At 70.5% G+C, this 13,729-nt stretch carries 13 protein-coding genes; 7 read left to right on the top strand and 6 right to left on the bottom strand.

From position 1 onward, the window contains the following. The first annotated feature begins 3 nt into the window (after positions 1 to 3). The gene (gene mfd, locus FHW79_RS15265) at positions 4 to 3,630 is read left to right on the top strand and encodes a transcription-repair coupling factor (protein ID WP_183179710.1); all 3,627 of its coding nucleotides are present in this window, start codon (positions 4 to 6) and stop codon (positions 3,628 to 3,630) included. Positions 3,631 to 3,634: 4 nt separating this feature from the next. Next, on the top strand, positions 3,635 to 4,618 hold the full coding sequence (locus FHW79_RS32380; protein WP_211108291.1) for an ACT domain-containing protein: 984 nt from the start codon (positions 3,635 to 3,637) through the stop codon (positions 4,616 to 4,618). Between the two features lie 3 nt (positions 4,619 to 4,621). Here FHW79_RS32380 and FHW79_RS15255 read toward each other — a convergent pair whose 3' ends face one another. Further along, the gene (locus tag FHW79_RS15255; RefSeq protein ID WP_183179709.1) at positions 4,622 to 6,490 is read right to left on the bottom strand and encodes an AI-2E family transporter; all 1,869 of its coding nucleotides are present in this window, start codon (positions 6,488 to 6,490) and stop codon (positions 4,622 to 4,624) included. A 157-nt stretch (positions 6,491 to 6,647) separates the two neighbouring features. Here FHW79_RS15255 and FHW79_RS15250 point away from each other — a divergent pair, with 157 nt between their 5' ends. Then, complete coding sequence (locus FHW79_RS15250) at positions 6,648 to 7,091, top strand: PRC-barrel domain-containing protein (protein ID WP_183179708.1); 444 nt, start codon at positions 6,648 to 6,650, stop codon at positions 7,089 to 7,091. Positions 7,092 to 7,097: 6 nt separating this feature from the next. Here FHW79_RS15250 and arfB read toward each other — a convergent pair whose 3' ends face one another. Both arfB and FHW79_RS15240 read right to left on the bottom strand, forming a co-directional pair. Then, a complete protein-coding gene (arfB, locus tag FHW79_RS15245) occupies positions 7,098 to 7,517 on the bottom strand; it encodes an alternative ribosome rescue aminoacyl-tRNA hydrolase ArfB (protein WP_014240675.1) in 420 nt (139 codons plus the stop codon). Then, the gene (locus tag FHW79_RS15240; protein WP_183179707.1) at positions 7,517 to 8,170 is read right to left on the bottom strand and encodes a DsbA family oxidoreductase; all 654 of its coding nucleotides are present in this window, start codon (positions 8,168 to 8,170) and stop codon (positions 7,517 to 7,519) included. Before FHW79_RS15240 ends, arfB begins: the two co-directional genes overlap by 1 nt. A 163-nt stretch (positions 8,171 to 8,333) precedes the next feature. Between FHW79_RS15240 and FHW79_RS15235 the strand changes: the two genes are divergently transcribed. Continuing rightward, entirely contained in the window at positions 8,334 to 8,792 is a 459-nt protein-coding gene (locus FHW79_RS15235; protein WP_183179706.1) for a hypothetical protein, read from the top strand. Positions 8,793 to 8,822: 30 nt separating this feature from the next. Here FHW79_RS15235 and FHW79_RS15230 read toward each other — a convergent pair whose 3' ends face one another. The 3 genes from FHW79_RS15230 to FHW79_RS15220 form a co-directional block, all read right to left on the bottom strand. Then, positions 8,823 to 9,215, bottom strand: a complete 393-nt coding sequence (locus FHW79_RS15230) for a hypothetical protein (protein ID WP_183179705.1) — start codon at positions 9,213 to 9,215, stop codon at positions 8,823 to 8,825. Positions 9,216 to 9,280: 65 nt separating this feature from the next. Further along, positions 9,281 to 9,556 carry a hypothetical protein gene (locus tag FHW79_RS15225; protein ID WP_183179704.1) on the bottom strand — a complete coding sequence of 92 codons (276 nt, stop codon included), beginning with the start codon at positions 9,554 to 9,556 and terminating at the stop codon, positions 9,281 to 9,283. 86 nt (positions 9,557 to 9,642) lie between these two features. Further along, positions 9,643 to 10,638, bottom strand: a complete 996-nt coding sequence (locus tag FHW79_RS15220; protein WP_348984165.1) for a PHB depolymerase family esterase — start codon at positions 10,636 to 10,638, stop codon at positions 9,643 to 9,645. Positions 10,639 to 10,806: 168 nt separating this feature from the next. Here FHW79_RS15220 and cobU point away from each other — a divergent pair, with 168 nt between their 5' ends. Genes cobU through FHW79_RS15205 form a run of 3 tightly spaced genes read left to right on the top strand, consistent with a single transcriptional unit; the run spans position 10,807 to position 13,415 of the window. Beyond that, on the top strand, positions 10,807 to 11,331 hold the full coding sequence (cobU, locus tag FHW79_RS15215) for a bifunctional adenosylcobinamide kinase/adenosylcobinamide-phosphate guanylyltransferase (protein WP_183179702.1): 525 nt from the start codon (positions 10,807 to 10,809) through the stop codon (positions 11,329 to 11,331). Beyond that, positions 11,328 to 11,954 (top strand): cob(I)yrinic acid a,c-diamide adenosyltransferase, encoded by a 627-nt coding sequence (cobO, locus tag FHW79_RS15210; RefSeq protein ID WP_183179701.1) that lies wholly within the window; start codon positions 11,328 to 11,330, stop codon positions 11,952 to 11,954. The genes cobU and cobO overlap by 4 nt, the downstream gene beginning before the upstream one ends. Before the next feature lie 3 nt (positions 11,955 to 11,957). Further along, complete coding sequence (locus FHW79_RS15205; RefSeq protein ID WP_183179700.1) at positions 11,958 to 13,415, top strand: cobyric acid synthase; 1,458 nt, start codon at positions 11,958 to 11,960, stop codon at positions 13,413 to 13,415. Positions 13,416 to 13,729: the final 314 nt, after the last annotated feature.

The raw sequence follows: 13,729 nt of genomic DNA, 5'->3' as shown, positions 1-13,729 counted from the left end.
TCCTTGCCCAGCTTCGAACAGTTGCAGCCGGGACGCTCCGGCCGCCTTCTGGTCGGCGGCGCCCCCGCCGGCCATGACGCCCGCGTCCTCGCCGACCTCGCCAAGCGGGCGGGGAGCGCCGGACTTCTCCACGTCGCGCTCGACGACACCCGCGCCGCCCAGTTGGCGGAGGCGCTGGCCTTCTTCGCGCCGTCGTTGGAGGTGCAGGTCTTCCCGGCCTGGGACTGCCTGCCCTACGACCGGGTGTCGCCCAACGGCGGCATCGTGGCGAAGCGCATCGACACGCTGACCCGCCTGCTCGCGCGTAAGGCGGACGCCGCGCCGCTGGTCGTGCTGACCACCGTCAACGCCATGGTGCAGAAGGTGCCGCCCCGCGCCGCCTTCCGCGACGCGGTGTTCTCGGCGAAGCTGCGGGACCGGATCGACCTGGAGAAGCTTCAGCGCTATCTGGCCGGCAACGGCTACACCCGCGCCCAGACGGTGCGCGAGCCGGGCGAGTTCGCCGTGCGCGGCGGCATCGTTGACCTGTTCCCGCCGGGCACCGACGAGCCGCTGCGCCTCGACCTGTTCGGCGACGAGCTGGAGGCCGTGCGCAGCTTCGACCCCATGTCGCAGCGCACCACGGACAAGCGCGACGGCATCGACCTGAAGCCGATGTCCGAGGTCTTCCTGGACGAGGCCGGCATCGCCCGTTTCCGCTCCGGCTACCGCGAGCTGTTCGGCGCCGTCACCGACGACGACCCGCTCTACGAGGCGATCAGCGCCGGGCGCAAGTACGGCGGCATGGAGCATTGGCTGCCGCTGTTCCACGAGACGATGGAATCGCTGCTGGCCTACATGCCCAAGGCCATCCTGTCGCTGGACCATCAGGCGACGGAGGCGCGCGATTCGCGCATCGCGCAGGTGGTGGACTTCCACGCCTCCCGCGAGAGCATGATCGTCATCGAGAAGCGGACGGGCTCGCCGGTCTACAAGCCGGTGCCGGTCGGCATGATGTTCCTCGACGCGCAGGCCTGGGACGACCTGTTCGCCGCCCACGCCGTGGCGCAGCTCCAGCCCTTCGGCACGCCGCCGGGCATCAAGGGCACGCTGGACGCCGGCGGTCGGCGCGGACACGACTTCGCCGAGGAGCGGGCGCGGCCCGACGTCAACGTCTTCGAGGCGGTGAAGGATCACATCCGCGCCCTGCGGGCCGACGGGCGGCGCGTGCTGGTGGCCGGCTATTCCGCGGGCTCCCGCGACCGTCTGATGACGGTGCTGGGCGACCACGGCATTCCGGGGCTGGAGCCGGCGGAGAGCATCGAGGACGTCCGCCGCTTCGACCGCAACATCATCGGCATGATCGTGCTGGGGATGGAGCACGGCTTCACCTCCGCCGACATGGCCGTCATCACCGAGCAGGACATCCTCGGCGACCGCCTCGTCCGCCCGGCGGCGAAGAAGAAGCGCAAGGCCGCCAACTTCATCGCCGAATACACGGCGCTGGCCTCGGGCGACCTCGTGGTGCACATGGACCACGGCATCGGGCGCTACGACGGGCTGGAGACGCTTGAGGTGTCCGGTGCCCCCCACGACTGCCTGCGGCTGATCTACGAGGGCGGCGACAAGCTCTACGTCCCCGTCGAGAACATCGAGGTGCTGACCCGCTACGGGTCGGAGGACGCGCACGCTCAGCTCGACAAGCTGGGCGGGGCCGGCTGGCAGGGCCGCAAGGCCCGCGTCAAGAAGCGCCTGAAGGACATGGCCGAGGCGCTGCTGAAGATCGCCGCCGAGCGCATGCTGAAGAAGGCCGACCCGGTCTACACGCCGGAGGGCGTCTATCAGGAGTTCGCCGCCCGCTTCCCCTACCCGGAGACCGACGACCAGTTGAAGGTCATCGAGGAGGTCTTCACCGATCTCGGCTCGGGCCGCCCGATGGACCGGCTGGTCTGCGGCGACGTCGGCTTCGGCAAGACCGAGGTGGCGCTGCGCGCCGCCTTCCTCGTCGCCATGAGCGGCCAGCAGGTCGCCGTGGTGGTGCCGACCACGCTTCTGGCGCGCCAGCATTTCAAGACCTTCACGACCCGCTTCGCGGGGCTGCCGTTGCGCATCGTCCAGCTCTCCCGCATGGTGACGCCCAAGGAGCAGACCAAGGTCAAGCAGGAGCTGACGGAGGGCACCGCCGACATCGTGATCGGCACCCACGCGCTGCTCGGCAAGGGCGTGCAGTTCAAGCAGCTCGGCATGGTCATCGTCGACGAGGAGCAGCATTTCGGCGTGAAGCAGAAGGAGCGGCTGAAGGAGCTGCGCGCCGATGTGCACGTCCTGACGCTGACCGCCACGCCGATCCCGCGCACGCTCCAGATGGCGCTGTCCGGCGTGCGCGAGCTGTCGCTGATCGCCACCCCGCCGGTGGACCGTCTGGCGGTGCGCACCTTCGTGTTGCCCTACGATCCCGTGGTGGTGCGCGAGGCCATCCTGCGCGAGCATTACCGGGGCGGCCAGACCTTCTACGTCTGCCCCCGTGTCGAGGACCTGCCCAAGGTCGCCGAGCGGGTGCGCGAGCTGGTGCCCGAGGTCAAGATCGTCACCGCCCACGGCCAGATGCCGGCCAGCGAGCTGGAGGAGGTGATGACCGCCTTCGACGAGGGCAAGTTCGAGGTGCTGCTCGCCACCAACATCATCGAGAGCGGCATCGACATCCCCAACGCCAACACGCTGATCGTGCACCGGGCGGACATGTTCGGCCTGGCCCAGCTCTACCAGATCCGCGGGCGTGTCGGCCGGTCGAAGGTGCGCGGCTACGCCTACCTCACCTACGCGCCGAACAAGCCGCTGACCGGCACGGCGCAGCAGCGGCTGCACGTCATCGAGACGCTGGATTCCCTGGGCGCCGGCTTCCAGCTCGCCAGCCACGACATGGACATCCGCGGCGCCGGCAACCTTCTGGGCGAGGAGCAGTCGGGCCACGTCAAGGAGGTCGGCGTGGAACTCTACCAGCACATGCTGGAGGAGGCCGTCGCCAACGCCCGCGCCAACATGGACGGGCAGGTGCCGAGCGGCGCGGAGGACCAGCCCTGGACCCCGCAGATCAACCTTGGCACGCCGGTGCTGATCCCGGAGGAGTATGTCCCCGACCTGACGGTGCGCCTGTCGCTCTACCGCCGCATCGCCGATCTGGTAGACCGGGCGGAGATCGACGGCTTCGCGGCGGAGCTGATCGACCGCTTCGGCAAGCTGCCGGGCGAGGTGGAGAACCTGCTGGACGTGGTGACCATCAAGCAGCTCTGCCGGCAGGCGGGTGTGGAGCGGGTGGACGCCGGGCCGAAGGGCGCCGTGCTGACCTTCCGCAACAACAGCTACGCCGAACCGGCCAAGCTGCTGACCTACATCAGCCAGCAGATCAGCCTGATGAAGCTGCGGCCCGACCACAAGCTGGTCTACACCCGCGAATGGGCCGACGAGGCCCAGCGGGTGCGCGGCGTCAACCGGCTGATGAGCGATCTCGCTCAGATGGCCGGCGGCGGCGCCGTGCCGAAGGGCGAGGCGCCTCCACCTCCGCCGCCGCCTCCGCCGCCGCGCCCCAGTGCGCTGAAGGTCGGGTCGAAGTTCGGACGGAACATCCCCTCGCGTCCCTTCGGGCGGCGTTGAGGCGATGAGCACGGAGAGCGGTCCGAAGGACATCGGGCCCAAGGACAAGGGCCTGGCGAAGGCCCTGGCGCTCGGTGGCGACCGGCGGGCCTTCGGCAACATTCCGACGGTGGCGGAGGCGGTGGCCGCCGATCCCGCCCGCCTGCCGGAGCTGGTCGCCTGCCTGTTCGACGGCGACGCCGGGGTGCGGATGCGCGCCGCCGACGCCCTGGACCGGCTGTCGCGCGGCGACGCCCGCCCGCTGGACGCCTTCGCCGACCGGCTGCTGACCGAGGGGGCGGCGATCGAGCAGGCCGAGGTGCGCTGGCATCTGGCGGCGATCCTGCCGCGCCTGACCCTGACCGGGGAGCAGCGCGAGCGGGTGGTGGCGCTTCTGGAGGGCTGGTTCGAAAACCGGGCCAGCCGGATCGTGCAGAGCGCCGCGCTTCAGGCGATGGTCGATCTGGCGGCGGACGATCCGGAGCTTCGCCCGGTCGCGGCGGACATGCTGGGTCGCGCCATGCGCTCGCGCATCCCGTCGCTGGCAGCCAGGGCCAAGCGCATCCTCAAGCCGTTCGAGGTGGACCGCGCCACGCTGGACGCCGCCCTGCTGCCGGAGACCAAGCCGCTGACCCTGTCGGTGCTGCCCGACCGGCTGGCGGTGGCGCGGCTGGCGCCGGGGGATGGGATGCCCGGCTGGCTCGACTGGACCGACCCGTTGGTCAGCGCCACCCGCACGGGCGAGGAGCTGTCGATCCTCTGCCGCGAGTCCCGCGTACCGGACGGCGTGACGGCGGAGCGCGGCTGGCGCGCCTTCAAGGTGGAAGGGCCGCTGGACTTCTCGCTGTTCGGCGTGCTGGCGCGTATCGCAGTGCCGCTGGCCCAGGCGCGGGTGCCGATCTTCGCCATGTCCACCTACGACACCGATTACGTGCTGGTGCGCGACGAGGATGTGGAGCGCGCGGCCGACGCGCTGAAGCGCGTCTGCACCGTCGTGGCGTCCTCCTGACCGTCACGCCTGCGGGGCCTTCTCCGCATCGACGGCGGCGAGCACGCCCAGCTCCTCCAACTGCGTGACGGCGCCGGTCAGGCTGGTGGCGACGCGGTCGGCCGAGGTCTGCGCGACGGCGTGCTCCGGCGCGTCGGCTTCGGGGTGGGCGCTCCACAGGCAGAGGAGGACGGGCACGTTGGGGCCGAAATGCAGGCGCAACCGGCGCACCAGCCGGCGGGCGTGCGACAGGGCGGACGGGTTCAGGTAGGACAGCACCACCGCCGACACCCCGGTCGGCGCCAGCGCGGCGATGGAGCGGACGGACACCTTCTCGCAGGGGAGCACGTCGGCGCGCAGCCCGCGCGGGCGCAGCAGATGGCCGAGCAGCGCCGCCGCCGCCTCGTCCAGGTCGTTGCGGGCGCCGATGCACAGCACCAGCGGCGTGTCCTCCGCGGCAGGCGGGGAGGCTTCCATCATTTCGTCCAGCAACGCCACCATGCCCTCGGCCACCGCCTGCCGTCCCTCCGGGTTCAGGCGGTTGCGCTGGCGATCCTGTTCGGCCAGCGACAGTGTGGGGATCAGCAGGCCGTGACCGGCCTCGACCAGCCCGCCCTTGCTCATCCTCTCCTCAGCGATCTCCATGGCCTCGATGGGGTCGCGGGCGAGCAGGCGCTGGTACAGCTTGGCCTCGTCGGGCAGGACCGGGCGGTCGCCCAGCATCACCTCCAGAAAATGAAGCTGCGGCACGTGCCGCCCCAGCACCACGAGGCAGACGGTCAGCGGCGTCGCCAGCAGCAGGCCCACCGGTCCCCACAGCGTGGTCCAGAACACCGCCGCCACGATGATCGCCAGCGACGACAGGCCGGTGGCGGAGCCGTAGAGCCAGGGCTCCACCACGTTGTTGGAGAACAGCTCCACCGCCACGAACAGGGCGATGCAGAGCAGCGGCAGGGTCCATCCCGCATCGACCGCGAAGGACAGCAGGATCGGGAAGGCCGCGGCGATCGCCGGTCCCAGGAAAGGGATGAAGCGCAGCACCGTCGCCAGCATCCCCCAGAGCAGCGGGTTGGGCACGCCGAGCAGCCATAGCCCGATCCCGATGGGCAGGCCGTAGGTGACGTTGACCACGCATTGCATCAGCAGGTAGCGGCTGACCCGCTCGCCCGCGTCGTTCATCGCCTCCGTCGTGCGGCTGAGGTCGCCGGACCCGGCCAGCCGGATCAGCCGGTCGCGCAGATCCTCCCGTTGCAGCAGCATGAAGATGGTGAAGACCAGCACCATGCCCGCCGTGGCGACCGGCGCCATGGCCGGCCCCAGCACGTCGCTGATGATGGTCAGAGCGTCGGAGCCGTCCTGCTCGATCCGCACCGGCACCGGCTCCCGAGCGGCGCCGGGGGCGGGCAGGGCGTTGGCGGGCGCGGCGGGCGCGCCATCGCCGGTCACTTGGTCCAGCCCCTGCTTCAGGTCGCGGAAGGCTTCGGTGGCCTGCTGGACGACGCCGCCGCTGCCCGCCGACGCGGCGCTGGAGCGCAGCGAGGCCAGCTTGGCATGCACATTCTGCTGATAGCTGGGCAGGTTATTGGCCAAGTCGGCGATCTGCCCGCCGACCACCATGCCGAAGCCGGCGATGCCCGCGAAGACCAGAACCACCACCGCCAGCACCGAGGGCACCCGGCCCAGACGCAGCCGCTCCAGCCGGCTGACGATGGGCGCCAGGACGAAGGTCAGCAGCACCGCCAGCGCGATGGGGACCAGGATGTCGCTTCCCAGATACAGGGTCGCCACCACCAGCGCGATGACCAGCAGCGTCGTCTGGGTGGAGGCGGGCGGGGCGGCCTTCGGCACCGGAATGGGGCGGGCCTGCAACCGGCGGGCGGTGTCTTCGGCCATGATCTGCGGAGCCTCGGGGGAGAGTTGAGAGAGTGCAGAACGCGGCCGGACGCGGCGCGTTCCGGCGCACCGGGTGCGATCGCCGCAAGACACCGTGACGATTGCGGTCGACGGCCTGTTTAAACCCGCGTGGTTATCTCGTCAGAAGGAGGGGGCTATGCGTAAGGTTGCTGTTCCGGTCCTGTCGGCGGTCGCGCTTTTGGCTTTGGGAGGCTGCGCCGAGACGTCGAGCTGGTTCGGTGGGGGAAGCGAGCAGGCATCCCGCCCGATGTCCGAGCAATCGCTCCAGACCGCCTCGCGGATCGAGCCGCAGGCCATGCTGGGTAAGTCGGTCGTCGCCTATGACGGGCAGAAGGTGGGGCAGGTCGAGGACGTGCTGTTCAACCGCAGCAACCGTCCGAGCCAACTCGTGGTCTCCACCGGCGGCATCATGGGCATCGGCGGGCGGAACGTGGCGCTCGACATCGACAACGTCCGCTACAACCAGCAGCAGGACGCCCTCGTGGCGACCCAGCTCACCAAGGACCAGTTCGCCAACCTGCCGGAGTTCCAGTATGGCGGGAACATGATCTCGCTGAATAGGCAGAAGACCACGTATTAAGCGGCGTCAATCCTCCGGCTTGCCGGAGCGCAGACGCTTGATGTCGGACCGCTGACCCTTGGCCTCCAGGCGACGCTTCTTGGAGCCAAGGGTCGGCTTGGTCGGGCGACGGCTCTTCGGCACCACCGTCGCGTCGCGGATCAGGTCGATCAGACGCTCGCGCACGTCCTCGCGGTTGCGCAGTTGGCTGCGGTAGGTGTCGCCGACGATGATCAGCACGCCCGCCGCCGTCATGCGCGAACCGGCCAGCCGGACCAGCCGTGCCTTCACGTCGTCGGGGATGTTCGGCGAGGCCGCCACGTCGAAGCGCAACTGGACCGCGCTGTCCGTCTTGTTGACGTGCTGGCCGCCGGGGCCCGAGGCGCGGATGAAGCTTTCCTGAAGCTCGCTCTCGTCCAGGCTGATGCGGGGAGTCACGCGGATCATCAATCGGCCGCCGCGGTCACGCCTTCCTGCTCCTCCACCCCGAGGTCGAGAAGCGGGAGGAAGCTGGCGGGCTCCTGCGCGCCGGACAGCGCGTAACGCCGGTTGAAGATGTAGCAGGGCACCGCCTGAAGGCCGAGCTGACGCGCCGTGGCGTCGGCGTTGAAGACCGCCGTGGTCTCCGCATCGCCGTTCAATAGATTTTTGATCTCTGCGAAATCGAAGCCCAGGCCGGCGGCGGTCGCGGCCAGCGTGTCGCGGTCGCCGATGTCCAGACCGTCCACGAAGTAGGCGTGGAACAGTGCGTCGGCCATCCGGTCGCCCAGCCCGTGGCGGGCGGCGATGCGGATCAGCCGATGCCCGTCGAAGCTGTTGGGCGTGCGCCGGATGCGATCCAGCCGCAGCGGCAGGCCGTCGCGCTCCGCCGTTTCCTCGACCACCAGATGAATCTGGCGGGCCCGCTCCGTGCCGCCGAACTTGGCCGCCAGATAGGCGCTGCGCTCCATGCCGCCCGGCGCCATGTCCGGGTTGAGCTGGAAGGGCTGCCAGCGCAATTCCACCTGGACGCGGGGCCGGTCGGCCAGCGCGCGGGCGAGCCGCCGCTTTCCGATGTAGCACCAGGGGCAGATCAGGTCGGCGTAGGTTTCGATCAGCATAGGCCCACTATCCCCCATTCCCGCCCCGCCGCGCAACCGCCCTGCCCGTTGGGCGTCCCGCCGCGTTCGGAGAGCCGCCTTTGCAACCCTTTGTTAACCCTTGCCGCCGGAGAGTCGCCCTGTTGCGCGGATGGGTGTCCGCGGCGGTCGGAGGCGTGTGGCGATGGCGAATTCCTATGTGGACGGCAAGGTGCGCGACGCGCTGGTGGCGGCCAAGGGGAGCCGGGCGACCGCGCAGAAGCTGCTGATGGCCTGGGCGGCCGAGGACCCGCAGCTCCTGCTGGGCATCTCGCAGCCTTTCCTGAAAGCCATCGCCGCCGCGGCGATCGAGCGGGGCATCCGCCCCTCGGCGCCAAGCCAGTCGGCGCCCGCGCAGCCGGGCCGGTCCCGTGGTTCCGCGGATTCGGCGCTGAGCAAGGAGGCGCTGGCCGACGTGCTGAGCCGCCTGGGCCGCGATCCCGGTGAGGATGCGCCGGCGCCGCGCGGCCGCGCCGCGTCGCCCGCTCCGGTCAAGTCAGCCACCATGGTGGTTCCCGCCGGCAAGGGCGGGCAGGGCGGCGTTACCCATGAAAAGGCGATGATGACCCTCGCCAAGGCCTTCGTGGCGAAGAAGATGCGCTGAGGCCCGGCGCGCGGATTTGCAGTGCCGGGCTTATTGCTCCGCCGCGGTCATCATCCGTTCGATCCAGCCCGGCTGCCGCGGTTCCGGCCGGATGTCCGGCGGCGGGCTCGCCAGGGCGGTGTGGCCGTTGCGGTGCGGATCGGGGATATGGTGGCAATCCACGTCGGCCAGCGTCTTGTAGCAATAGAGGCGGGAGCGGTCGACGTAGACCTTCTCCGGGCAATACTGTCCGGTTTCCGAGAAGGACACGGACGAGCAGTCGCGCCCGGTCGCCGCGGACACCACATGATCGCCGAGCGTTTTCTTGGTGCTGGTGACGGAGGCGAGATCGGCGCCGATGCTGGCAACCATCATCGGCCCGCCGCAGGCGCCCAGCGGAAGGGCCGCCAGCGCCACCATCGCGATTGACTGAGCGAGCCTCATCACCCCTTGCACCCCGTCCCGTGTTCGAGTCCGATTCCAGGCGAACCTCATTAAAAAGCCGTGAATCAGCGCAGCAGCGTGCAGATTCGCGACCGGCACTGCACCAGTACGAAGGTGTCCTTGTCCTCCGTGCAGCCCACCTTGAACACGGTCTGGCCGGATCGGCCGGTGACGTAGCTCATCACCTCCACCTTGGCAGGCGTGCAGTTGCCCAGCGACTTGGCGGCCTCCTTCGCCTCGGCCTGTCCGGCGGAGACGTTGGCGGCCTGGGCCGTCGGTGACGCCGACAGGCACAACGCGAGGGCACCGAGAGCGGCGAGGCGGGGGGCGGTGACGCGCATGGGCGGATCGGTGGGCTGGTGGGTGCTGAGGAAGTTTATGGCACGGGTGGTGCGAATTCGGCTGTGCAAAAGTGGTAACCACGGACTCACGCGCTTTTTGCGGGCTCGGCGTGCCGGTGGGACAGGAAGAAGCGCAGCATTTCCCGCGCGGCGTCCGGTCCCTGTGGGTCGGTGTAGGTGCCGTCCGGGCTGCCGCCGGACCAGGCGTGGCCGCTGCCGTGGACGATCCACTGCTCGAACAGCGTCGCTCCATCGCGGTCCTTGTGCATGGTGCGCTTGAAGCCGCGCCCGCCGGGTGCCTGTCCGTCCTCGGTCTGCGCGGTCAGCCCCTCCGCGTTGGTGGTGGCCTGGGCCATCACATGGTCGCCGTTGCGCGGATGCACGACCTTGTCCGCGTCGCCGTGGAAGACGATGGCCGGAACCACCGGAGCCCCCGCCGCCGGGCGCTGACCGGGCGAGGAGCCGGCCTTCATCGCCAGCAGGGCGGAGGGCACGCCGCTGGCCGAGCCGTAGGGCAGGCCGGAATGGACGCCCACCGCGGCGAACAGGTCGGGGTGCGTCGTCGCCAACACCATCGCGGCGGAGCCGCCCGCCGAAATTCCGGCGACGTAGACGCGCTGCGGGTCGGCCCCCTGCTTCGCCAGGACCTGCCGGGTGGCTCCGGCGATCAGCGCCGGTTCGCCGCGGTCGCGGCGCTGGTGGTCGGGGTTGAACCAGTTCCAGCACTTCTTGTCGTTCGCCGCGGGGGCCTGCTCCGGGTAGAGGACGAGGCAGCCGGCCTCCTCGGCCAGCCGGTTCATGCGGGTTCCGACGGCGAAGTCCTCCGGCGACTGGGTGCAGCCGTGCAGCATGACCAGCAGCGGGCGCGGTCCCGCCGCCGCTCCCTTCGGCACGAACAGGCGGTAGGCGAGCGAGCCGGAGTCGCCGGTGAAGACCCCGGATTCCATCCGCTCTGTTACCGGCACCGGTTTCGGCGGGGGCGGAGGGACGGGCGCGCCGCGGCGGAACAGCTTGCCGGTGAGACGGCGGAGAAACGCTGCGGCGCGGGCCAGGGCCGGGCGGGGCCGGTTGGGGGCGGTCACGGTCGGCGGCTCCGGGTTCGTTCGGGAGGAAAGGTGGCGGGCGGATGGTACGGGAGGGTGGCGGGGGAGGACAACCGGCATGGCGGTTTGCGCCGGGGCGCCAACTGCGCTAACCATCCGGTTCCGTGCAAGCGTCCATCTCGCAAGCGTCAAGGTGGCCCGACCGTCATGAGCACCGACATCACCCTCGTCCTGGGCGGCGCCCGCTCCGGCAAGAGCCGCTACGCCGAGGGGCTGGTGACCGCATCGCCCGGCCCGCGGGTCTACATCGCCACCGCCCAGATCTGGGACTCCGAGATGGCCGACCGCGTCGCCCGCCACAAGGAGGACCGCGGCCCTGGCTGGACGACGGTGGAGGAACCGCTCGACCTGCCCGGCGCGCTGCGTCGCCACGCCGGTGTCGGGACGGGCGTGCTGGTCGACTGCCTGACGCTGTGGCTGTCCAACCTGATGATGGCCGATGCCGACGTGCCCGCCCGCTCCGCCGAGCTGCTGGCCGCCCTGGCGGCGGTGGAGGGGCGGGTGGTGCTGGTTTCCAACGAGGTGGGGCTGGGCATCGTGCCGGACAACGCGCTGGCCCGCCGCTTCCGCGACCATGCGGGGCGGCTGCATCAGGATATCGCCGCCATGGCCCAGCGGGTGGCCTTCGTCGCCGCCGGGCTGCCGCTGCTGCTGAAGGGAGAGACACCATGACCGAAGACGCCGACCGGAACGATGCCGATCAGAACGCCCGCCACGCCGAGAAGATGAAGCGGCGCAAGGCACTGCACGACCGGGTGATGGCCAGCAAGACCCAGGAGAAGGGCCTGCTGATGGTCAACACCGGCAACGGCAAGGGCAAATCCACCGCCGCCTTCGGCCTGATCCTGCGCGCTGCCGGGCACGGCATGCGGGTGGGCGTGGTGCAGTTCGTCAAGGGCGCCTGGTCCACCGGCGAGACGGTGGCGCTGGAGCGCTTCGACGACCTCGTGGACTTCTACACGATGGGCGAGGGCTTTACCTGGGAGACCCAGGACCGCGAGCGCGACATCGCTGCCGCCAAGGCCGCCTGGGCAAAGGCGCAGGAACTGTTGGCCGACCCCAAATACGGGCTCGTCGTGCTGGACGAGCTGAACATCGTCCTGCGCATGGGCTATCTGCCGGTGGAGGAGGTGCTTCCCGTGCTGACCGGGCGGCGCGAGGGCTTGCATGTGCTGGTCACCGGCCGCACCGCCAAGCCGGAGCTGATCGAGGCCGCCGACCTCGTGACCGAGATGACGCTGGTCAAGCACCCCTTCCAGGCGGGCATCAAGGCCCAGCCGGGCATCGAGTTCTGAGCCATGCCGCGCGCGATCATGTTGCAGGGCACCGGCTCCGACGTCGGCAAGTCGCTGCTGGTGGCCGGGCTGTGCCGGGCGCTGGTCCGCCGCGGCCTGACCGTGCGGCCCTTCAAGCCGCAGAACATGTCCAACAACGCCGCCGTCACCGCCGACGGCGGTGAGATCGGGCGCGCCCAGGCGTTGCAGGCGCGGGCCTGCGGGGTGGTGCCGTCCGTCCACATGAACCCGGTGCTGCTGAAGCCGCAGTCGGACGTCGGGTCCCAGGTGGTGGTGCGCGGCGTCGTGGCGGGCACGGCGCGGGCGGGCGACTACCAGGCGCGCAAGGGGCAGCTTCTCCCGACCGTGCTCGACAGCTTCGCGCGGCTGAAGGCCGAAGCCGACATGGTGGTGGTCGAGGGGGCGGGCAGCCCGGCTGAGGTCAATCTCAGGGCTGGCGACATCGCCAACATGGGATTCGCCACGGCGGCGGGCGTTCCGGTGGTGCTGGTCGGTGACATCGACCGCGGCGGGGTGATCGCCAGCCTCGTCGGCACCCACGCCCTGATCCCGCCGGAGGAGCGGGCGCTGGTGGCGGGCTTCCTCATCAACAAGTTCCGCGGCGACGTGCGGCTGTTCGACGGCGGCCTGTCGGTCGTCGCGGAGCGCACGGGCTGGCCGAGCTTCGGCGTCGTGCCCTGGCTGGCCGACGCCGCCTTGCTGCCGGCGGAGGACGCGGTGGCGCTGGACACCTGGAAGACCCGGTCCGGGGGGCGGCTCCGCGTCGCGGTGCCGATGCTGTCGCGCATCGCCAACTTTGACGATTTCGACCCGCTGGCGCAGGAGCCGGACGTCGCCCTGTCCATGGTGCCGCGCGGCCAGCCCCTGCCGGGTGACGCCGATCTGGTCATCCTGCCGGGCAGCAAGGCGACCATCGCCGATCTGGCGGTGCTGCGCGCCCAGGGCTGGGACATTGACTTGGCGGCGCACCGCCGCCGCGGCGGGCGGGTGCTGGGCATCTGCGGCGGCTATCAGATGCTCGGCCGCCGCATCGCCGACCCGGACGGCATCGAGGGGCCGCCGGGCGAGGCCGAGGGGCTGGGGCTGCTGGAGGTGGACACCGTCCTGAAGGGGCCGAAGGTGCTGGAGGAGGCGGCCGGCACGGACAACGCCACGGGGGCTGCGGTCGCCGGCTACGAGATGCACATGGGCCGCACGGAGGGGCCGGACCGCGCCCGCCCGATGCTGGCCCTGGCGAACGGGCGGACGGACGGCGCGGTGTCCGTCGACGGGCGGGTGATGGGCTGCTACCTGCACGGCCTGTTCGGGGCGGACGGATTCCGCGCCGCCTTCCTGACGGGGCTGGGGGGAACGGCGTCCGGCCAATCCTACGCCGCGACGGTGGAACAGGCGCTCGACCGCATCGCCGCCCGGCTGGAGGAGCATGTGGACATCGACGCCCTGCTGGCCGCGGCGCGCTGAAGGGCGATTCATGAAACCGATTTCATGATCCCGCAACGCTGGGGTCAGACGGTGGGCGCTAGAACTACAGTCATTGACGACGTTTGATTACTGGCGAGTCATCCACCGGCGGTTCCCGCCGCCGGCCACACACGATCCGGAATGTTCCCGCATACCCTCGGATCGTTTCTTGCGGCGGTGTGCATCGGGTTTTAGCCTTGGATCGGCGTCCCCCGCCCAGGCTTCCCCCCAAACCCCTTGCACACCGCCGTCTTCTTTTCCCCACCCAGCCTATTCGGAAGCCGCCGCGCTTGACGCGGAGCCCCCTCGGCGGG

The organism is Azospirillum sp. OGB3 (assembly GCF_014192915.1).
Lineage (GTDB): Bacteria > Pseudomonadota > Alphaproteobacteria > Azospirillales > Azospirillaceae > Azospirillum.
The sequence above is the reverse complement of the archived record's forward strand: the minus strand, read 5'-3'. Positions and strand labels throughout refer to the sequence as shown.